Source organism: Helicobacter pylori, from assembly GCF_002832345.1.
Lineage (GTDB): Bacteria > Campylobacterota > Campylobacteria > Campylobacterales > Helicobacteraceae > Helicobacter > Helicobacter pylori_CP.
Genome location: NZ_PHLZ01000006.1, coordinates 1 through 22291, shown reverse-complemented (window position 1 = coordinate 22291; position 22291 = coordinate 1). Strand labels below are relative to the sequence as shown.

The window sequence follows — 22291 nt, the reverse complement described above, 5'->3', positions numbered from 1 at the left end:
AACTTTAGCTATCCCTATTTAATGAGGGCCAAGCCTTTAAATTTGATGCTCCAAACGCCTTAAAGTGTTATGGATGTATTCTAAAAGCCACCCCAACAAGCCTAAAAAGTAAAAACCCAACCGCATGCCATAATATTCTTTAGTTTGAATGAACATGTTAGAACACAGCACCACCACGCTAAGCCCCACGATCAAAATAAGCGTGTTAGCGTATTCATACAACCCAAAAAGGCGTTTGTGATAGATTAAAACCAGTATCAATAAAATAAGAGCGAGTGTAAAAAGGGAAAAATCCACGCAATCAGACACGCTTAAAAATCTAAAACTCTGTAAAGAAGAAGCAAAAACCCACACGATGCAAATATTCATAGAGGGCAAGAAAGATTGCTTCATGCTAGCCCCTAAAAAACGCCACAATAAAGTCGCTAACAGCGCAAAATAGAAAAGATAAAGCACCATTAAAGAATGTTTAACAGGAAAATTCCAAGCGTAGAAAGAAAGGCACAATATCCCTACGCAAGCGCATTTTTGGCGCGTGAGGGTGAAAGGCTTTAGAATAAGCACAAGCAGATAAATTAAAGAAACGCCTATTAACCCCAAGTAATCCAATTTAACAATGAAATCATAAACATGGTTTTCAAACAAAAAAAACAATTGCGAAAAATCATCGCTGAAATGCGAAAACAACAAAGTTTCCGCATTGAACAAAAACAACAAAAAAAACAATGAAGAAAAAACGACTTTATGCGTGTATATTTTTTGATAAAAATTCATCTACAACCTAATCATTGCCTAATCATTCTTGCTGAAGAAACTATCAATGCCATCAGCAATGCCCTTAGCCAAGATTTTTTGATACGGTTTGCTTTGGATGCGTTTAGATTCTATCGCATGGGAATTATAACCAATTTCTATTAAAATTGAAGGCATTAAAGCCCCGGCTAACACCCAAAAAGGCCCCTCTCTCACGCCCCCATCCACCACATCAGGGTAATTTTTGCGGATACTTTGGAGCATGCCGTATTGCACATCAATCGCTAGTTTGTTAGAAACAATCAATCGCTGCGTGTTTAATGAATTTAAAAGCAAACTTTTAGAAAAATAATCCATCAAATTCACATCGTCTTTATTTTCTTGCTCAGCCACTTTCCTAGCCCTTTCGCTCCTTGCGGTAGATAAAAAATAAGTTTCTATGCCATGAGCGTTAGAGGTGGAATGCTTGGGGATGGAATTGGCGTGTACTGAGATGAATAAATCCGCGCTTTTTTTATTGGCTAATTCCGTGCGAGCCACTAAATCAATATAAATATCCTTATCCCTTGTCAATAAAACGCTATAGCCTCTTCTTTTAAGCTCTTTGTGTAAAAACTTCACCACTTCTAAAACAATGTCTTTTTCACACACTAAATTCGCGCTCATCGCCCCGCAATCTTTCCCCCCATGCCCAGCGTCTAAAACGATTTTTTTGTGTTTTTTGCGCTTGGTTTTGATGAAAGCGTCATTTTTTTCTGCTATAAAAATTTGGTTCTTACTCTCATTTTCTGCTTCTTTTTTAAGAATTTCTTTTTTAAGAATTTCTTTTTTAAGAATTTCTTTTTTAAGAATTTCTTTTTTAGCGCTCCTTTCGTTCAATGGAGAGTGCGCGTGTTTTGAATACACATGCTTAATGGGCGTTTTTTCTTTAGCCTCTTTAGCCTCTTTTTTAATAGATTTAGGGGTGGGTTTTGGTGTCTGGTGTTTTAGCGCATGGTGTTTGGGTGGTTTTGGTGTCTGGTGTTTTAGTGCATGGTGTTTGGGTGGTTTTGGCACTATTTTGTGCTTGGTTAAGGGCTTTTTCTCCACGATAGAAACATAGAGCTTGTCTTTAAGGATTTTAATCTCATAAGTCATCTTAGGAGCATAGCCGATAACCACTCGCGCTAACTTAGGGCTAAATTGCACGATCGTGATGAAAGATTGTTTGGAAAATTGGTAATGCTTTTTAGGAATGGTTAAAACGGCTTCTAATTCCAAATAGCTCTTGAAATTTTTGAGCGAAACTTCTTTGAATTTCTTAATTTCTTGATTGAACACCATTTTAACACTGCTAGAGCCAAAAGGCACAATGTTGGTAATTTTAAGGGTTGTAGCACAAGCAAAATGCAACCACAAAAGACATGCAACAACCCCTAACCTCACAAGCACTACAAATTAACCCTCTGTAAGCTCTTTAATCAATTCATGCACGCTGATAATCTTATCCACTCTATAGCCATTAGCCCCGGTAAAATAAAGCCCCTCTTCTCTGTTCCCTAAATAACTGCGCCCCAAACCATCAGCGATACAATAGCCCACCTTTTTAGCCTCTTCACCTCTGTTACAAGGCGCTACACAATTGCTCACGCATGCGATTTTAGGCGCATTACCCTCTTCAATACGCTTGATCACCCCCGTATTAATAGCCCTAGCCGGATAGCCTACAGGCGATTTAATGAGTAAAATATCTTCTTTTTTGAGCGTGGGCAAAAGATCGGCATACGCTTTAGCGTCGCATTCTTTCGTGCCTAAAAAACGAGTCGCCATCTGCACCCCACTCGCTCCAAGACTCAACATGGTGTCTATATCCTTCCTATCCCAAATCCCCCCAGCTGCAATAATAGGGATATTCCCCCATTCTTTAGAAGCTTCCACGACTTTAGGCACTAAATTTTCTAATCGGAATTCTTCTTTGAAACAATCTTCGTATTTAAAACCCTGATGCCCCCCACTCAAAGGCCCTTCCACAATGAATGCGTCCGGGATTCTTTTATAGCGATCGCTCCATCTTTTACAAAGGATTTTTAAAGCTTTCGCTGAAGAAATAATAGGGATGAGCGCCACATCGCTAAAATCCTTAGCGAATTCAGGCATGTTAGTGGGCAAACCAGCCCCTGTAATAATGATGTTCGCTCCTGCTTCACAAGAGTCCCTTAAAACACGGCCATAGTCATTGATAGCGTATAAAATATTCGCTCCTAAAGGGTTGTTCCCGCAAATCTTCCTAGCGTTTGCAAAAATCTCATTCAACGCTTTTTTGGAGTAAAAATTCAAGGCTTCAAAGGGTTTTTTAGCCACAATCCTTTCTACAAAACGCATGTTTTTATAATAACCAGTCCCTACGGCTGAAATCACTCCTAAAGCCCCTTCTTTGGCAACATTTCCAGCTAGTTCATCCCAGCTAATCCCCACACCCATTCCCCCTTGAAAGATAGGGAATTTTATGGTGTGCTTACCGATTTTTAGCGGTTTGAGTGTTGATACCATAGCTCTTTCCTTAATATTAGTTAATATTTAATTTCATAAATCTTTTCTTACCAAGCTGTATAACATAATTTCCTTTAACAAAACGATAACTCTCATCTTTTATCACTTCTTGATTAATCTTTACCCCTCCCCCTTGAATATCGCGCCTGGCTTGTGAAGTGGATGGGCAAAAGCCAATCTGTTTTAAAACATCTAAAATCCCAACCCCCTCATCAAAATCGCTTTCTGATAAAATTTCAGGCAAAAGGTTTGCGCTAAACACTTTAGAAAATTGCTCTTTAGCCTTGAATGCTTGATCATTATCATAATAACGAGCCACGATTTCACCAGCGAGATCCTCTTTAACGGCTTTAGGGTGCAAGGTCTGATTTAAAATACCATGTTTTAAGTCTTCAATTTCTTCTAAAGTCTTAGCGCTCAAAAGGGTGTAGTATCGCCACATGAGATCATCGCTCACGCTCATGATCTTCCCAAACATCGCATTAGGCTCTTCAGTGATCCCCACATAATTCCCCAAGCTTTTACTCATTTTTTGCACCCCATCAAGCCCCTCTAATAAAGGCATGGTAATGACAGACTGCTCTTTATTCAAGCCGTAAGCTCGTTGCAAAAAACGCCCCACCAGCAAATTAAACTTTTGATCATTGCCCCCAAGCTCAATATCCGCATCCATCGCCACTGAATCATAGCCTTGCAACAAAGGGTATAAAAATTCCACGATGCTAATGGGGCGGTTTTCTTTATAGCGTTTAGCAAAATCGTCCCTTTCTAGCATTCTAGCGACTGAAAACTTCGCACACAATTCTATCATGCCCTTTGCGCCTAAAGCATCCAACCAAGTGGAATTAAAGCACACTTCAGTGTGTTTTTGATCTAAAATTTTATAGATTTGCTCTTCATAAGTTTTAGCGTTTTCTAAGACTTGCTCCCGGTTTAAAGGTTTTCTGGTTTCATTTTTCCCTGTAGGATCGCCTATCATAGCGGTAAAATCCCCAATTAAAAACTTAACCCTAGCCCCATATTGCTGCAATAAAGCTAATTTTTGGATCAATACCGTATGCCCTAAATGCAAATCGGGAGCGGTAGGATCAAACCCGGCTTTAACGATAAAGCGTTCATTGGTTTCATAATATTTCCTCACCAGCTTTTCAATGTATTCTGATCCAATGATTTCATTAGTGCCTCTAGCGATCTCTTTTAAGGCGATAGCGATTTTTTGTTCCATGTTCATTCCTTAATTAGGGCTTATTATAATTCATAAGCGTCATCCAGACTGGATAATTCTACAATCCTATCTTGATATTTGCGATTGATCAAGGCTCTGATCCAATCCGCCTTATCCGTAGCTATTTCAAAACTCACTTCACAATGGCTAGAATACTTGTCTTTATAGCCTAAGTAAGACACGCCCACAATATTGCATTCATTCCGGTTTAAAAAAGTCAATAAACTTGCTAAAACCGACTTTTTTTCGCCTAAATAAAACATCATTTTATAAATCGTTCGATCCCGCTTGTGCCATTCTATATAAACCATAGGCGCTTTAGCATCCACTTCCGCCATCGCTTTTTTGCAAAATTTATGGTGCACAACCGCTTTTGGATCTTTCAAATCCGTTACAATCGCAATGATTTCATCGCCATATTTAGGGTAACAACAATCATTCAACAACACCTGTTTGATTTCTAAAGCGTTGCTGGAACAAACGCTAAAATGTTCTAATTCCTTACACTGCCACTGCCGGTTTGGGGTTAAAAAATTCAAAACATTGGTTTTAAAACCCAAATACCTCAAACCTCGAGTCCATAAACTCATCTCTTGGTATTCTAAAATCGCATCTTCTTTTAAAGAAAACACCTTATTTTCAATTTCTTCAGTGAGTTTGGCTAAATTTTCAAAACTTTTCATCGCTTCTGTTAAAGTGATCTCCACCCCACAATCTGTTAATTTTTCTTCAAAGTTTTTATAATCTTTTAAATCCACGTCTTCAAAAACAGAGCGCCCAAAAAAAGTCGTTAGAATATTTACCATACTCTTAGTATCAATCTCTTTCAAGCGGTTTCTTCTTTGGATGCGCAAATGGTTTTTAGCCTTAGAAGTTTTAAGCTGATCCATCCAAATGAAACGAGGTATTATTTTATCGCCTTTAATGATTTTAACCACATCTCCGCTTCTTAATTCTTGATTAAGTAAGGCTTTTTTACTATTGATATAAGCGTCCGTGGCTTTATCGCCCAAATCGCTATGCACCATGTAAGCAAAATCTAAAGCAATCGCTCCTACCGGTAAGGTGTAAGTGTCCCCATGAGGCGAAAAAACGACAATATCTTCACGATACAAATCGTTCTTAGCGAGTTCGTAAAATTCCTTAGGGTCGTTTTTCAAATCGCTGTCATGGTATTTAAAATTTTGCAACCACCTCATGCCCTCATGGTGATCTTCATGATCCACGCCCCCGGCTTTATACTTCCAGTGGGCTGAATTACCATACTCCGCCCCCATGTGCATATCAAAGGTGCGGATCTGCACTTCATAAACAGAAGATTCATCAAAAATGGTCGTGTGTATTGTCTTATAGCCATTTTCTTTGGGCAAAGCGATGTAATCTTTAAAACGAGAGACAATGGGTTTGAAATTCAAATGGATAATCCCTAAAACCTTATAGCAATCAATCGGGTTTTTCAATAAAATCCTAATGGCTAACAAGTCTAAAATTTCATCAATATTAACCGCGCCCTTCCGTTGCATCTTAAGATAGATAGAATAGGGGCGCTTCACCCTTGTAACGAGTTTAAAATCCGAATGGCTAAACCCGCTATCAAAAAGTTTTTTTTCTAACTTGCTCGCAAAAGCGTTGAGTTTTAAGAGCAAAGACTGCTTGTTTTTGTGCAAATATTCCTTGATATTTTTATATTCTTCCGGATAAATATAATAAAAGCTCTTGTCTTCTAATTCATTTTTGATTGAAGACATGCCCAATCGGCTCGCTATAGGGGCATACACCGCTAGAGTCTCTTTAGAAATACGCACTTGCTTGTCATGAGGCAAGGCGTCTAAGGTGAGCATGTTGTGCAACCTGTCGCTAATCTTTACCACTAAGGCTCTTGGATCTTGTATCGCGCTAATAAGGATCTTTCTAAAAGTGAGCGCTGAAACCACCATTCTGGGATCTTGAGAGCTCACTCCTAACTCTTCTTTCCTGATTTCAGTGATTTTAGTGAGCGCATCCACTAAATTAGCCACATCTTGCCCAAATTCTCGCTCAATCGTTTCAATCTTACAAGGCGTGTCTTCCACCACATCATGCAAAAGCGCAGCGCACACCATCGCCTCATCGCCCCCACAAAACGCTACCAAGCTTGCCACACAAATAGGATGGACAATATAAGGCTCGCCGCTTTTTCTGTATTGCCCCTTATGGCTTTTGGTTGCTAAATTTAGGGCGTTTTCAATTTTGGGCGTGAAATCAATTAAAGTCCTTAAGACTTCAATGCCACCCTTTGGGGTCGTAACTTTTTTGATAACATCCAAAATCCGTAAGAATCCGATATCAACGGATTTATCAATTTCGTTCATCTATCCTGTCTATATCAATTTTCCCTTCAGCGATTTCTCTAATGGCAATATCCACTAATTTATGGCGTTTAGGGTCCATATTCACTAAAGTTTTGGCTCCGGCGTTTAATTGCTTCACACGAGCGAAAACCAAATTATCTAGCATGTAGCGGTCGTTTCCGATATTTTTTAAGGCTTGAGCGACTAAACTCTCTGTTCTCTCTTTTTTCAAACTGATCCTTTTATTTTGAGTTCTATCCAATGTTAAAGGGCTTATTTTACCATAGAAAATACGCCTTGTTGGTGCTTGATCACTTGCAATAAATTCCCCTTTTTGAACATGTTACACACCACAATAGGGAGCTTATTGTCTTTAGCTAAAGAAATAGCGGTATCGTCCATCACTTCAATATCCCCTATCAAAGCGTCGTTATAGCTTAAAGTGTCTAATTTTTTAGCGTCTTTGAATTTGTTAGGGTCTTTGTCATAAATGCCATCCACTTTAGTCGCTTTAATGATTAAGTCCGATCCGATTTCAATCGCTCTTAAAGTGGCTGCCGTATCCGTAGTGAAAAACGGGTTTCCCGTGCCTGCGCCAAAAATCACCACCCTACCCTTTTCTAAATGCCTGATCGCTTTTCTGTAAATGTAACTTTCACAAATCTCTTTGATTTCAATCGCGCTCTGCACTCTTGTGTCTAAGCCGATATGCTCTAAAGCTTCTTGCATGGCTACCGCATTAATCACGGTGGCTAACATGCCCATATAATCCCCACTGGTGCGCCTGATAATCCCCCCTTGAGCCGCGCTAACCCCCCTAATGATATTGCCTCCACCAATCACAATACCCACTTCAATATCGTTTTCCACTAAACTTCTGATCTCTTTAGCGATGTGATCTAACACATGAATGTCAATCCCAAACTGGTTGTCCCCAGCTAACGCTTCCCCAGAAAATTTCACCAAAACCCGTTTGTTTTTTATCTTTGCTTGCATGATCCCTTCTTAATTAATTAATAAAATTTTAATAAAACTTGTGATTGTAACCTAATCTTGCTTAAAAACACCCTTTCTAAATTTTAAGCCTACATTCTCAGCAAATCACTAAAAACGCTTGGGTTTTTGAATGCGTTTGAATAACAATTCACGATAGAACGCTTTAAGGCCTAGTTGTTCTTTTTTGCCTAAAGTGTAGTAAATTTTTTGCAAGTAGTTTAGAATGTCTTGGCGTTTTAAGTTGGTTTTTAAAGTGGCTTCTTTAAGGATGTAGTAAGGGATTTTTGTTTTTTGGTGTTTGAAAGCTAAAGACAAGCGCTTGTAAAAATCCTTGTTTTGGTAATAACACAAACGCCCAAAAACAAACGGCAAGCGTTTTTTTTCATACCAAAGAGCGGCTAAATCTATAAAATCTTTTTTAGGGTTGGAATAATAAAACTGCAGCGCTTTATTGCCGATTAACACTTCGCCTTTTAACCCTAACACTTGAGAGAGGGCGTTTGAAGAAGCGCTCTCTTTATCAAAAGCGTTTTTTGCATCCACAACCAGCACGCTTAAAACTTCTTTATAAGCCACAATGCCTAAAGAATAAGAATGAAGAGCGAATGAATGGCCGGCGATAGAAGAAATAAACCCTGCATCAATACGCCTGAATAAAAAACTCTCATTGAGTTTGGAAGGGTAGGTTTTTTTAAGCCGTAAAAATTGCTTGAAAGAACAAGGGGTGGGGTAGGATTTGATAAACACATCAAAAGGAAGCATGTTTAAATAATCAATTTTACCAAAACGCACTTAAAATCCTTTTTTGTATCGCATGGTAGCTAAAGTTTCTTACAACTTAACTGAAAGTAAAAAGAGTTTTGTTATCATGGGGCAAATGATTAGGGCATTAGTCAATAATGCTATTTAAAAAGGAGAAATGATGAAAGATTTTTTAGAAGATTACAAAAAAAGCGTTTCAGAAAGAGAAAGTGAGGGTATCCCGCCGCTCCCCTTAAGCGCTAAACAAGTTCAAGCCGTCGTTGAGATTTTAACAAAAGATCCTACAAACGCCGCTTTCGCTAAAGAATTACTCATTCATAGAGTGAGTCCTGGGGTTGATGAGGGGGCGAAAGTGAAAGCGGAATTTTTAGCCCAATTGTCTCAAAAAAAACTAGAATGCACACGCATTAGCGCTTTAGAAGCGACCACTCTTTTAGGCACGATGCTTGGAGGGTATAATGTAGAGCCTTTGATTATGGGCTTAGAGAGTCAAGACAAAAACATCGCTAAAGAGAGCGCGAAAGCTTTAAAAACCACTCTTTTAGTCTATGGATCGTTTGATAAGATCGCTGCAATGAGCAAAACTAACGCTCTGGCTAAAGAAGTGCTAGAGTCTTGGGCGAATGCCGAATGGTTTTTGAATAAAGAACCTTTGAATGAATGCATTGAAGCGTGTGTGTTTAAGATTGATGGCGAAACCAATACCGATGATTTAAGCCCAGCGAGCGATGCTTTCACACGAAGCGATATTCCTTTACACGCCAAAGCCATGCTAAAAAACCGGATTGAAAATTACGAACAACGCATTGAAGCTATTAAAACTAAAGGCGTTCCTGTAGCGTATGTGGGCGATGTGGTAGGCACAGGAAGCTCCAGAAAAAGCGCGACAAACTCTATCATGTGGCATTTTGGTAAGGACATTCCTTTTGTGCCTAATAAAAGGAGTGGGGGCATTGTGATTGGGGGGGTGATCGCTCCGATTTTCTTTGCGACTTGTGAAGATAGCGGGGCGTTACCTATTGTGGCTGATGTTAAGGATTTAAAAGAAGGCGATATGATTAAAATCTATCCTTATAAAGGCGAAATCACGCTGAACGATAAAGTGGTCAGCACTTTTAAACTAGAGCCTGAAACTTTATTAGATGAAGTTAGGGCTTCTGGGCGTATCCCTTTAATCATTGGCAGAGGTTTAACGAATAAAGCGCGTAAATTTTTAGGGCTAGGCGAATCTGAAGCGTTTAAGAAGCCATCCGCTCCTAAAAGCGATGCTAAAGGCTACACTTTAGCCCAAAAAATTGTAGGGCATGCTTGTGGGGTAAAAGGGATCTTACCTGGGACTTATTGTGAGCCAAAGGTTACCACCGTGGGCAGTCAAGACACCACAGGGGCGATGACTAGAGATGAGGTTAAAGAATTAGCGAGTTTGAAATTTGATGCGCCTTTTGTGTTGCAGAGTTTTTGCCATACCGCCGCTTACCCAAAGCCTAGCGATGTGAGTTTGCATGCAACCTTGCCTGGCTTTATCACCCAAAGAGGCGGCGTGGCGTTGCATCCGGGCGATGGCGTGATCCATACATGGCTGAATCGCATGGGATTGCCTGACACTTTGGGCACAGGGGGGGATAGCCACACCCGTTTCCCCTTAGGCATTAGTTTCCCGGCAGGGAGCGGGCTAGTCGCTTTTGCAGCGGTTACAGGCACGATGCCCTTGAACATGCCAGAATCGGTGTTGGTGCGTTTTAAAGGGGAAATGAATCCTGGGATCACCTTAAGGGATTTAGTGAATGCGATCCCTTATTATGCCATTAAAAAAGGGTTACTCACGGTGGAGAAAAAGGGTAAAATCAATGTCTTTAACGGGCGTATTTTAGAGATTGAAGGCTTGCCTGATATTAAAATGGAGCAGGCTTTTGAACTAAGCGATGCGAGCGCAGAAAGGAGTGCGGCTGCTTGCGTGGTGCGTTTGAATAAAGAGCCCATGATTGAATACTTGAAATCCAATATCAAGCTTATTGATGAGATGATTGCAAGCGGTTATGAAGATAAAGAGAATTTGAAAAAACGCCGAGATGCGATGCAAGCTTGGGTGGATAATCCGGTATTGTTAGAGCCAGATAGTAACGCTCAATACGCCGCTGTCATTGAAATTGATGTGGCAGAAATCACTGAGCCTATTTTGGCATGCCCTAATGACCCTGATGATGTCGCTACTTTGAGCGAAGTTTTAGCGGATACGACCGGCAAAAGACCGCATTCTATTGATGAAGTGTTTATTGGCTCTTGCATGACGAATATTGGGCATTTTAGAGCCTTTGGCGAAATCGTTAAAAACGCACCTCCCAGTCAAGCACGCCTTTGGGTAGTGCCACCCAGTAAAATGGATGAACAAGAGCTTATTAATGAGGGCTATTATGCGATTTTTGGAGCTGCCGGAGCAAGAACTGAGGTCCCAGGTTGCAGCTTATGCATGGGCAATCAAGCGAGGGTTAGGGATAATGCGGTCGTCTTTTCCACTTCCACGCGCAATTTTGATAATCGTATGGGTAGAGGGGCTAAAGTGTATTTAGGCAGCGCGGAGCTTGGGGCGGCGTGCGCTTTACTAGGGCGAATCCCCACTAAAGAAGAATACATGAATTTAGTGAGTGAAAAGCTAGAGAGCCAAAAAGACAAGATCTATCGCTACATGAACTTTAACTTAATGGAGAATTTCAGGCTCTAGTTTTGTTTCCATTAAAAGGGGTGATCCCTTTTGTTTAGCTATGGCTGAGTGTTGGAAGAGGATAAAAAAGGAGAGTGGTGATGAAAAAAATCGTTGTGAGTTGGTGTGTAGCGTTGGCTTTTTTAAGCGCAGATCCAGCGCAAGCCAATAAGGCGATCAGTAATGCGGATCTGATTAAAGAGATAAGGGACTTGAAAAAAATAATCAGCGCGCAAAACACGGAGATCAACAATTTAAGAAGAGTGCAAGAAGTGTTGTCTGGGCAATTAGGGGACATGCGTAAGGATATATTAAGCACTAGAGATTATTGCATTAGCTTAAGGCCTTATATCTATAATTGGCGCTAGGGGATCATCAAAGCATGAAAGCATGCACCATTCAATGATGCAATCCTTTAATGGTTGAAAATTAAAGTTGGTGGGGGTTTGGTTTTCGCTCTGTGTCCTTGTAATGGGGATTTTACAGGGTTTGAGTGTCCAAAAGCGCGTTTGATCCCACACGCCTTGAAAAAAGTTCTCTTGTTGGGTTGTAGGGGTAAAATCAGTCCCCTTGTTAAATATTCTATAATAAAATTTTAGGAAATTCAGTTTAAAAGATATTAAAAAATGCCATACGCCTTAAGAAAAAGATTTTTCAAACGCCTTGTGCTGATTGTTTCCACTTTTTGCACGATAAGTTTGAGCGCTAAAAGCTATCTGTTTTCCCCTTTGCCCCCAGCGCACCAACAAATCATTAAGACAGAGCCTTGCTCTTTGGAATGCTTGAAGGATTTGATGTTGCAAAATCAAATCTTTTCTTTTGTGTCTCAATACGATAACAACAACCAAGATGAGAGCCTTAAAACTTATTATCATGACATACTCAATAAACTCAACCCCGTATCCATCGCTTCTCAAACTCCAGCTAAAGAAAGCTATGAGCCTAAGATTGAATTAGCGATTTTACTGCCTAAAAAGGTGGTGGGGCGTTATGCGATTTCGGTGATGAACACCCTTTTAGCGTATTTGAACACCAGAAACAACGATTTCAATATCCAAGTCTTTGACAGCGATGAAGAAAGCCCTGAAAAATTAGAGCAAACCTATAAAGAAATTGAAAAAGAAAAATTCCCTTTCGTGATAGCCTTATTGACTAAAGAGGGCGTGGAAAATTTGCTCCAAAACACCACCATCAGCACCCCTACTTATGTGCCTACGGTGAATAAAGCGCAATTAGCAAATCATACCGAGCCTTCTTTAAGCGAGCGCTTGTATTTTGGGGGGATTGACTATAAAGAGCAATTAAGCATGCTAACTTCCTTTATTAGCCCTAATTCACCCGTGATTGAATACGATGATGATGGCTTAATAGGCGAACGCTTGAGGCAAATCACGGAGTCTTTAAGCATTGAAGTCAAACACCAAGAAAATATTTCTTACAAGCAAGCCACGAGTTTTTCTAAAAATTTTAGAAAAAACGATGCGTTTTTTAAAAATTCTACCTTGATTTTAAACACCCCTACCACTAAAAGCGGCCTGATCCTTTCTCAAATAGGGCTTTTAGAATATAAGCCCTTTAAAATCCTTTCCACACAAATCAATTTCAACCCCTCTCTACTCTTACTCACCCAGCCTAAAGACAGAAAGAATTTATTCATTGTCAATGCCTTGCAAAATAGCGATGAAACGCTTATAGAATACGCTTCCTTATTAGAGAGCGATTTAAGGCATGATTGGGTGAATTATTCCAGCGCGATCGGGCTAGAGGTGTTTTTAAACACACTGGATCCGCATTTTAAAAAGTCTTTTCAAGAAAGTTTAGAAGACAATCAAGTCCGTTACCACAATCAAATTTATCAGGCTTTAGGGTATTCTTTTGAGCCGATAAAAAATGAAAGCGGAACAAAAAAAGAATAATATTTAGATAATTATTTGAATACTTTTATTTTTAATGGGTTTTTTAATAAAATTGGAATATGATGCGAGCGAAAATTAAATAAAGGTTATTCTGTGTTAAAATTTCAAAAATTACCCTTATTGTTTGTTTCCATTCTTTACAATCAAAGCCCTTTGTTGGCTTTTGATTATAAGTTCAGCGGGGTAGCGGAATCCTTTTCTAAAGTGGGGTTTAACCATTCCAAACTCAATTCCAAAGAAGGGATTTTCCCTACAGCCACTTTTGTAACCGCCACGATCAAGCTTCAAGTGGATTCCAATCTGCTCCCTAAAAACATAGAAAAACACAGCTTAAAAATAGGCGTTGGCGGGATTTTAGGAGCGCTCGCTTACGATTCTACCAAAACGCTCATCGATCAAGCTACGCATCAAGTCTATGGCTCAGAACTTTTTTACTTCATAGGGCGTTGGTGGGGGTATTTAGGCAACGCTCCTTGGAAAAACTCCCGCATAGGATCTGACGCTCACACTCGTAATTATGTGCTGTATAATTCCTATTTGTTCTATTCTTATGGCGATAAATTCCACATCAAACTAGGGCGTTACCTTTCTAACATGGATTTTATGAGCGGTTATACGCAAGGCTTTGAAGTGGATTATCAAATCCATTCTAAAGTGGCGTTAAAATGGTTCAGCTCTTTTGGGAGGGCTTTAGCTGCGGGGCAATGGATACGAGATTGGTATGCCCCTATTGTAACTGAAGACGGCAGAAAAGAAGTTGATTATGGCATCCATGCCGCGCAACTCTATTTTTCTAGCAAACATGTTCAAGCCACGCCCTTTGTTTATTTTTCACCTAAAACTTACGAAGCGCCCGGGATTAAAATCCATATTGATAGCAACCCGAAGTTTAGAGGTTTAGGGTTACGATCTCAAACCCTTATCAATGCGATTTTCCCTGTTTATGCTAAAGATTTATACGATGTGGTTTGGCGTAACTCTAAGATTGGCGAATGGGGTGCATCGCTTTTAATCCACCAACGCTTTGACTGCAACGAATTTAACTTTGGCTTTGGTTATTACCAGAATTTTGGCAACGCTAACGCAAGGATTGGCTGGTATGGTAACCCGATCCCTTTTGACATAAGAAGTAACAGCGTTTATGGTTTGGTTTTTAGTAACGCTGTTACCGCAGACTCTGTTAGCGGATATGTCTTTGGTGGGGGCGTGTATAGGGGATTTTTATGGGGTATTTTAGGCCGATACACTTACGCCACCAGAGCGAGCGAAAGATCCATTGACTTGCACTTGGGTTATAAATGGGGTTCTTTTGCTAGCGTTGATGTGAATTTACAATACTATGCGGTGAGCATGCACAACGGCTATAAGGTTAATGATCTCACTAGTCCTTTTGATAAAGCCTTTAAAGCGAACACACAAGACAGGAGCAATCTCATCGTGAGTTTGAAATTCTTTTTTTAACCCCTATCAATTGGGCTTAGTGGAATTGAGCCATTGTTTTTGGAAATTAATGGCTTTTCTCAATTCGGCTTCTAGTTGGGCTAAAACATCTTTTAAGGGCTTAACATCAATCAAATTGTCTTGCTTGAAAGAATCCAGCTGTTTGTCAATTTGCAAAGCGGCGTCTAGAGCGTCTTGGGGGAATACCGGCTCGCCTAAAGCCTTTTTAATCGTTTCGCCGATTTCAATCGTTTCAGAGCCTTGATGATCTTTTAAGTTAGGATTATTTTCTTTGTCCTTAGGCTTAGGCTCTAAGATCAAGCGCAAATGTTTGATTTTTTCATGCAAATCGTTAAGATCTTTTAAGTGATCGGTATTGTGCCCCCTATCCACCGCTTTTTCTAAAAGCTTATCGCTCAGGCTCACTAACTGATCGCTTAATTTCACGCTGTTGGCTTGAGCTTCTGTTACTTCATCAATATCAATCGCTGCTAAAGCGCTCACAAAATAAAAGGGCAACGCCCACCTTCTAAAACGAGAGAAAAACTTCTGCATTTACTTTCCTTAAATACGCTATAAAAATGATACTTTTTAATATGGTGGAGCTGTGGGGAATCGAACCCCAGTCCAAAAATCTTGTCCTAAACACAAACTTCTACAATGCTTAGAAAATTGGTTAGTTTTTAGCCTTAAAACTAGCTCTGGTCCAACTTTCTAAAACCTTGAGGTAGTTTCAAGAGTTCTTGTTTCTTAGTTTAAAAGGCGAACCACCTTTTAAAAGCGTCTAGCTTAAGGTTATGGAGCGATTAAAACGCTAGAAATTCTAATCAGTCCAGCTCCAAAAGGAGATTAACTCACGCAGCTTTAGCGTAAGCTGGAGCGTAATCTGTGTTGTTTACAGTTATTTTTGTTGCTGTTTTACAAGCAGCACTTGGCATGCTATCTGCGCGACAAGAAATCTGTCGAAATCCAAGTCAGCCCCATGATTTCAAAAGCTTGTCTATTTTAGCTAACTTTTGCTAACAAAACGCAATGAATCATCAAAAATCACTGGCGTACAATATCAATATTTTCATCTTTAGGCTTAAAAACAAAGATTTCATCAGCAATGGTGGGGTTGATTTCTGCTTGAGAAAAAGTGATCGTTACAAGATTGTTCATTCCATCTTTAAATTCTAGCGAAAAAGGCTTGCCGTCTTTAAAAACCAAACGATAAGTGGTTTTGTTGATAGTCGTTTGAAAAGAGCCGTCATCTTGCTTTTTCAAGCGCTTGAGAATGGTGAAAAAATCCGTCTTGTCTTTTAAGGGCGTGATGGTCGCTTGAAACAAATTAGGCTCATAAATTACCACTTCTTTATCGTTCATGTAAATTTCTTTTTTTAAAGGCTTTTCATAAACCCATAAAGCCCAATTAGGGGCTTTAGCCTTTAAAACCCCGTAATAAACTAAAGGCTTTTCATTTTTTAAAACCTGCTTGAAATGCGCGCTAAAACTTTGCAAATGCTGCAAAATCTCTTCTTCTTTAGAAAGCGTTGAAGGGTTTTTAGCGTAAGCAACGCTCACAAAAATCAAAACCATTAAAATCTTTAAAAAAGCTTTCATTATCCAAACCTTAAAACAATCTCTCATCTTTAATAAAACCCTTTATTTTACAAGACTTTTATTTTATCCATGCTAAAATGGGATTAAAAACTGACGCTTTATTATATTAAAATATTGAAGCACTCTTAATAAGGTTATTACTACTATGATAAAAGCAATCATTGGAAAAATCATTGGCACCAGAAACGATCGCTGGATCAAACAATACAAAAAACAAGTCCTAACTATCAATGCTTTAGAGCCTACTTATGAAAAAATGAGCGATGATGAGCTGCAAAACGCTTTTGAAGAGTTAAAAAAACGAGTGCGATCCACAGAAAAAGATTTGCAAGAAAAAACCCTTTTAGAAGTTTTACCGGAAAGTTTTGCTATCACTAGAGAAGCGAGTAAAAGGATCTTAAAGATGCGCCATTTTGACGTGCAGCTCATTGGGGGCATGGTCTTAAACGATGGCAAAATCGCTGAAATGAAAACCGGGGAGGGTAAAACTTTAGTCGCTACTTTAGCGGTGGCTTTGAACGCTTTAAAGGGCGAGAGCGTGTATGTGGTAACCGTTAATGATTACCTAGCCCATAGGGATTCTAAAGAAATGGAGCCGTTGTATCATTTCTTAGGTTATAGCGTAGGCACGATCACTGCAAGCGTGCGAGATGATGATGAGCGCTTAGAAATTTATTCTAAAGACATTGTTTATGGCACTAATAATGAATTTGGTTTTGATTATCTAAGGGATAACATGAAATATTCTTTAGAGCATAAAGTGCAAAAATCGCATGCGTTCGCTATTGTTGATGAGGTGGATTCCATTTTAATTGATGAAGCGAGAACCCCTTTAATCATTTCAGGGCCTGTGGATAGGCGCATGGAAAATTACAACAAGGCTGATGAAGTCGCTAAAAGCATGCAAGTGGAAACCGATTTCACCATAGATGAAAAAAACCGTGCGATTTTAATCACTGAAGAGGGGATTAAAAAAGCCGAAAACCTCTTTGGTGTGGATAATTTATACAAGATTGAAAACGCCGCCTTATCGCACCATTTAGACCAGGCTTTGAAAGCGAATTACCTCTTTTTTATTGATAAAGATTATATTGTAGCCAATAATGAAGTGGTGATTGTAGATGAATTTACCGGCCGCTTGTCTGAGGGGAGGCGCTTTAGTGAGGGCTTGCACCAGGCTTTAGAGGCTAAAGAGGGCGTGAGCATTAAAGAAGAGAGCCAAACCTTAGCCGATATTACCTTCCAAAATTATTTCAGGATGTTTTCTAAACTTTCAGGCATGACAGGCACAGCTCAAACCGAAGCCACAGAATTTTTAGAAATCTATAATTTAGAAGTGGTGTCTATCCCTACTAATCTAGCGATCAAACGAAAAGATTTGAACGATCTCATCTATAAGAGTGAAAAAGAAAAATTTGACGCCGTGATCCTTAAAATTAAAGAATTACACGATAAGGGACAGCCCGTTCTAGTTGGCACGGCTAGCATTGAAAAGAGTGAAACCTTGCACGCTTTACTCAAAAAAGAACGCATCCCTCACACCGTTTTAAATGCCAAACAGCACACCAAAGAAGCTGAAATCATTAAAGACGCTGGGCTTAAAGGAGCGGTTACGATTGCGACTAACATGGCAGGCAGAGGCGTTGATATTAAGCTCACTGATGAGATTAAAGAGCTTGGAGGGCTGTATATCATTGGCACTGAAAGGCATGAGAGCCGCAGGATTGACAACCAATTAAGAGGGCGAAGCGGGCGCCAAGGCGATCCGGGAATAAGCCAATTTTATTTGAGTTTAGAAGACAATCTGTTACGCATTTTTGGGAGCGATAGGATTAAGGGGGTGATGGAAAAATTAGGGCTTAAAGACGGCGAACACATTGAATCAAAACTTGTTACAAGAGCGGTGGAAAACGCGCAAAAAAAAGTGGAAAACTTGCATTTTGAAAGCCGTAAGCATTTGTTAGAATACGATGATGTGGCTAATGAGCAACGAAAAAGCGTGTATAAATTTAGAGATGAATTATTAGATGTTAATTACGATATTGGCGCTAAAATCGCTGAAAACAGAGAATACGCACTCAATCAAATCTTTTCTAAACTCAAAGCCTTTGACCATCAAAACCTGTCTGAAGAGGAACTTTTAGGGCTTAAAAATGTCTTAAAAGAAGATTTTAACGCTCATGTTGCATTAGAAGATTTAAAAAAAGCCGCTCCTATTGAAAATTTTGTCGCAGAAAAATTAAAAAGCGATTATGAAAACAAAATGAAAGTTTTGGATAGCGAACAAAGAAGCCGGATTGAGCGCATCGTGTATTTGCAGATTTTAGACAACGCATGGCGAGAGCACCTTTACACGATGGATAATCTCAAAACCGGTATTAATTTAAGAGGCTATAACCAAAAAGACCCTCTTGTAGAATACAAAAAAGAGAGTTACAACCTTTTCTTAGAATTCATTGAAGACATTAAAATAGAAGCGATCAAAACCTTTTCTAAGATCCAGTTTGAAAATGAGCAAGATTCTAGCGATGCGGAGCGTTATTTGGATAATTTTAGCGAAGAAAGAGAGCATGAGAGCGTAACTTACCGCCATGAAGAAACTTTAGATGAAGATTTGAACGTGGCCATGAAAGCTTTTTCTAAAACCCCTAAAAGAAACGAGCCTTGCCCTTGTCAAAGCGGCAAAAAATATAAAGATTGTTGCGCTAAAAGCGGGCCTAAAAAGGGCTTATTTGCCAAATAGATCGTTGATTTTTTTCCTTATCAAGCGTTATTTGCGTTTTGATAAAAGCCAGCCTTTTATTAGCATCACCGCTTTGTTAGCTTTTTTTGGCGTGGCGGTTGGCGTGATGGTTTTAATTGTGGCTATGGCGATCATGAACGGCATGAGTAAGGAATTTGAAAAAAAGCTTTTTGTGATGAATTACCCCTTAACGCTCTATACCACAAGCCCTTATGGGATCAGCGAAGAAGTGGTTCAAGCTTTAGAAAAAAAGTTCCCTAATTTGCTTTTTAGCCCCTATTTGCAAACCCAAAGCCTAATCAAAAGCGCGCATTCCATGAATGGCGGCGTGGTGTTTGGGGTTGATTTTTCTAAAGAAAGGCGCATCAATGAAGTTTTAAACGACGCTTTAAAAAACACCAATACAAACGATCTGTTTAAAAACCCTTTTAATTTGATCGTGGGGAAAAGCTTGAGATATAGCTTGAATTTAGATCTCAATCAAAAAGCCGATTTGTTTTTCACTGAATTAGAGCCAACAGGCCTAACCCTCTCCCCTATCATGAAACGCTTTACTATCAAAGGCGATTTTGATTCAGGGCTAAAATCTTACGACATGAGCTACATGTATACTAGCCTTCAAGCCATAAGCGCAATCAGGAGGTTACCTTTAGGGCTTTATGATGGGGTGCATGTCTATTCTAAAACGCCCATGAAGGATATTGAAATTTTACGCAACGCTTTAAAAACCATCAACCATCATGGCATAGGCATTGAAGGGTGGTGGCAGCAAAACGGGAATTTTTTCTCGGCGATGGAATTAGAAAAAAGAGCGTTATTCATTGTGCTCATGCTCATTATTTTAATGGCGTCTTTGAATATTATCAGTTCGCTTTTAATGGTGGTGATGAACAGGCGTAAAGAAATCGCCCTACTCTTTAGCATGGGGAGCAGCCAAAAAGAAATCCAAAAAACCTTTTTTTATTTGGGCAATATCATTGGTTTGGGCGGTGTGATTCTTGGGGTGGTTTTAGCGTTTTTAAGCATGTATCTTTTAAGCGTGTTCCCTATCATCTCGCTCCCGGCGGATGTCTATGGCATTAACACTTTGCCTTTAGATTTGTCTTTAATGGATTTTATTCTCACTCTAATAGGCTCTGTGATTATCGTAGCCCTTTCTTCTTATTACCCGTCTAAAAAAGCTTCTGCTATTGACGCTTTAAGCGTGTTAAGGAATGAATAAATTAAAAAATTAAATCATATTGAGATGAAATAAGGCTTTGAGTGTCTGTATTGGATTAACAAAGAAAAATTTTATTCTCAAAATTAAAAAGAACCATAATATTATGCTAGTATTAACGCACGACTTAGTTAAGAATTAACTTTGCAAGTCGGACTTCGTAGCAAAAAGGACGAAAGATGAACAGACTGATTAGACTCTCAAGATCTGTAAGAAAAAATTTTCTTTGAAATGGTGTTGGCCTACTCTATTTAGATTTTTTTGTTTATACTAAGGGTTAAACATGAACTATAAAGTTGCATCTGCTAAAAATATCGCAACGCTTCTTTTTTTATTCTCTTCTCAAGCCCAAGCATTTGATTTGGGTAAAATCGCTAAAATTAAAGCGGGTGCTGAAAGTTTCTCTAAAGTTGGTTTCAATAACAAACCCATCAACACTAATAAAGGGCTTTACCCTACCGAAACCTTTATGACGATTATGGCTTACATGCAAGTGGATTTTACGGAGCTCTTGCCCAAAAGCGCTACGGCTAACGGGCACCATTTAGACGGGAGTCTTGGGGGTTGGGGGGGTGCTGTAATTTATGATACCACTAAGGATTTTATTAACGAAGTTACAGGGAAAACCTATGGGGCTATGACTTGGAACTATGTGGGCTATTGGGGCGGTCTTGTGGGGCAAAAACCATGGGCTAGTTGCGGGTTAGCCACAGGGAATTTGACTCAAGGCCAATACGATAAGATGACTCAAGCTGAAATGACGCAGTTGTCTAATCAAGAAGCTTTAGCGGCTTCCACTTGCGCAAAAGGTTATGCCGCTCACACCAGAAACTATGTGATTTATAACGCTTACTTGCGCTACAACTACAAAGATATTTTTCAAATTAGGGGCGGGAGATACGAGTCCCCAGCGGATTATATGAGTGGTTACAACCAAGGCTTGGATATGACCTTAAACTTAGGGAATTTCAAATTCTGGTGGTTTAGCTCTTTTGGTCGTGGTTTTGCCTATAACGAGTGGCTTTATAATTTCTATTCGCCCAAAACCTACACCCTTAAAAACGGGCAAACCATAAACCCTGGGGTGCATGCCTTTTACATCATTTGGAACTACAAGGGTTGGAGCATTCAGCCTTTTGTCTATTTTTCACCCTTTAATGAATACGACCCTAACTTTACGATCACTTATGATAGCAACCCCACTTTTATTGGCTTAGGGTTTCGCTCTCAAACCGATGTTACCGTGCTTAATCCCTTTTACGCTAAAAGATTTTGGGACACCTATCAATTTGGCATGCCAGCCGGTAAGAACGCGCACAGCTTGATGATCAAACAAAAGTTTGAATGGAATGAATACAATTTTGGTTTTGGGATTTATAAATCCTTTGGGAACGCTAACTGGATGATAGGCTACCATGGTAACCGCTTAGGCTTTGACTTTTGGACGAACACCGTTTATGCAAACACCCTTAACTCTTTGTCTTACATGATGGACGCGAACGCTTTTACCGTGTTTGCCTTTGGCGGTGGGGTGCATAGGAAATTCCTTTGGGGTTTATTGGGGCGTTTGACTTATGGACCTAGGGCGAACGAACAAGTCCTATCGCTTAACTTGGGCTATAAATTCACTAAAAATTTCTCAGCCGACATTAAATTTGAATACTATAATGTGTTGATGCATCAAGGCTATAAAATGGGGTGGAACGGGCCAAAATTAGACAGCCAACCCGCCACCGATCAAGACAGGAGCCACATTTTTACCGAAATCGTGTGGAAGCTTTAAGCCCCTTTAATAACAACCCTTATTTAAAGGGGTTGGCTAAAAACGCCTAGCAAAAACAGCCATTAAAAACCACTCTATCGCCTGTTTTAGGGCTTGCTTTTAAAAAAGCGTTAGAATTTTTAAACTTTTTTATTACGCTATTTTAGGCTCTGTGATACTAAAACTTTTATTTTTAAAAACGGGCTTTTTTGTTTTGTCATTTTAAAACTCCTTTTAAAAAATATTTCAAATTCTTTTTATAAGGGGATAGTGGGGTATTTTGAAATAATTCTCCCCCTACAACCCCCCTTAAGAT

The 22291-nt window shown here is 39.5% G+C and carries 17 protein-coding genes and 1 other RNA gene; 7 read left to right on the top strand and 11 right to left on the bottom strand.

The features are described 5' to 3' along the window. Nucleotides 1-36: 36 nt before the first annotated feature. From CXY28_RS02850 to CXY28_RS02815, 8 genes are all read right to left on the bottom strand, one after another. A complete protein-coding gene (locus tag CXY28_RS02850) occupies nt 37-774 on the bottom strand; it encodes a hypothetical protein (protein ID WP_100979394.1) in 738 nt (245 codons plus the stop codon). Between the two features lie 18 nt (nt 775-792). After that, entirely contained in the window at nt 793-2184 is a 1392-nt protein-coding gene (locus CXY28_RS02845; RefSeq protein WP_100979393.1) for an N-acetylmuramoyl-L-alanine amidase family protein, read from the bottom strand. A gap of 6 nt (nt 2185-2190) precedes the next feature. Further along, entirely contained in the window at nt 2191-3282 is a 1092-nt protein-coding gene (fabX, locus tag CXY28_RS02840) for a decanoate oxidase/trans-2-decenoyl-[acyl-carrier protein] isomerase FabX (protein ID WP_000255243.1), read from the bottom strand. 16 nt (nt 3283-3298) lie between these two features. Next, nucleotides 3299-4507, bottom strand: a complete 1209-nt coding sequence (tyrS, locus tag CXY28_RS02835; protein WP_100979392.1) for a tyrosine--tRNA ligase — start codon at nt 4505-4507, stop codon at nt 3299-3301. Between the two features lie 23 nt (nt 4508-4530). After that, nucleotides 4531-6858 (bottom strand): RelA/SpoT family protein, encoded by a 2328-nt coding sequence (locus tag CXY28_RS02830; RefSeq protein WP_100979391.1) that lies wholly within the window; start codon nt 6856-6858, stop codon nt 4531-4533. Further along, nucleotides 6845-7069 (bottom strand): DNA-directed RNA polymerase subunit omega, encoded by a 225-nt coding sequence (locus tag CXY28_RS02825; protein WP_000712202.1) that lies wholly within the window; start codon nt 7067-7069, stop codon nt 6845-6847. The genes CXY28_RS02830 and CXY28_RS02825 overlap by 14 nt, the downstream gene beginning before the upstream one ends. 41 nt (nt 7070-7110) lie before the next feature. Next, entirely contained in the window at nt 7111-7833 is a 723-nt protein-coding gene (pyrH, locus tag CXY28_RS02820; RefSeq protein ID WP_001148063.1) for a UMP kinase, read from the bottom strand. 108 nt (nt 7834-7941) lie between these two features. Next, nucleotides 7942-8625 carry an MqnA/MqnD/SBP family protein gene (locus tag CXY28_RS02815; protein WP_100979390.1) on the bottom strand — a complete coding sequence of 228 codons (684 nt, stop codon included), beginning with the start codon at nt 8623-8625 and terminating at the stop codon, nt 7942-7944. A 130-nt stretch (nt 8626-8755) separates the two neighbouring features. Between CXY28_RS02815 and acnB the strand changes: the two genes are divergently transcribed. The 4 genes from acnB to hofE all read left to right on the top strand — a co-directional run bounded on the left by acnB (nt 8756) and on the right by hofE (nt 14670). Further along, on the top strand, nt 8756-11314 hold the full coding sequence (gene acnB, locus CXY28_RS02810) for a bifunctional aconitate hydratase 2/2-methylisocitrate dehydratase (protein WP_198542593.1): 2559 nt from the start codon (nt 8756-8758) through the stop codon (nt 11312-11314). Between the two features lie 80 nt (nt 11315-11394). Continuing rightward, entirely contained in the window at nt 11395-11661 is a 267-nt protein-coding gene (locus tag CXY28_RS02805; RefSeq protein WP_162973839.1) for a hypothetical protein, read from the top strand. A gap of 258 nt (nt 11662-11919) precedes the next feature. Then, nucleotides 11920-13209 (top strand): hypothetical protein, encoded by a 1290-nt coding sequence (locus CXY28_RS02795; RefSeq protein WP_100979387.1) that lies wholly within the window; start codon nt 11920-11922, stop codon nt 13207-13209. 93 nt (nt 13210-13302) lie between these two features. Continuing rightward, on the top strand, nt 13303-14670 hold the full coding sequence (gene hofE, locus CXY28_RS02790) for an outer membrane beta-barrel protein HofE (RefSeq protein WP_100979386.1): 1368 nt from the start codon (nt 13303-13305) through the stop codon (nt 14668-14670). A gap of 6 nt (nt 14671-14676) precedes the next feature. On the opposite strand, the gene CXY28_RS02785 is transcribed toward hofE, so the two are convergent. The 3 genes from CXY28_RS02785 to lolA all read right to left on the bottom strand — a co-directional run bounded on the left by CXY28_RS02785 (nt 14677) and on the right by lolA (nt 16251). Further along, nucleotides 14677-15204 carry a hypothetical protein gene (locus tag CXY28_RS02785; protein WP_015644470.1) on the bottom strand — a complete coding sequence of 176 codons (528 nt, stop codon included), beginning with the start codon at nt 15202-15204 and terminating at the stop codon, nt 14677-14679. Nucleotides 15205-15246: 42 nt separating this feature from the next. Beyond that, nucleotides 15247-15631: a transfer-messenger RNA gene (ssrA, locus tag CXY28_RS02780) on the bottom strand. Nucleotides 15632-15696: 65 nt separating this feature from the next. Continuing rightward, complete coding sequence (lolA, locus tag CXY28_RS02775) at nt 15697-16251, bottom strand: LolA-like outer membrane lipoprotein chaperone (protein WP_100979385.1); 555 nt, start codon at nt 16249-16251, stop codon at nt 15697-15699. 145 nt (nt 16252-16396) lie between these two features. Here lolA and secA point away from each other — a divergent pair, with 145 nt between their 5' ends. The 3 genes from secA (at nt 16397) to hofF (ending at nt 21996) form a co-directional block, all read left to right on the top strand. Next, the gene (secA, locus tag CXY28_RS02770; RefSeq protein WP_100979384.1) at nt 16397-18994 is read left to right on the top strand and encodes a preprotein translocase subunit SecA; all 2598 of its coding nucleotides are present in this window, start codon (nt 16397-16399) and stop codon (nt 18992-18994) included. Continuing rightward, a complete protein-coding gene (locus tag CXY28_RS02765; protein WP_100979383.1) occupies nt 18984-20216 on the top strand; it encodes an ABC transporter permease in 1233 nt (410 codons plus the stop codon). Before secA ends, CXY28_RS02765 begins: the two co-directional genes overlap by 11 nt. A 280-nt stretch (nt 20217-20496) precedes the next feature. Next, nucleotides 20497-21996 (top strand): outer membrane beta-barrel protein HofF, encoded by a 1500-nt coding sequence (gene hofF, locus CXY28_RS02760; protein ID WP_100979382.1) that lies wholly within the window; start codon nt 20497-20499, stop codon nt 21994-21996. The last annotated feature ends 295 nt before the right edge of the window (nt 21997-22291 follow it).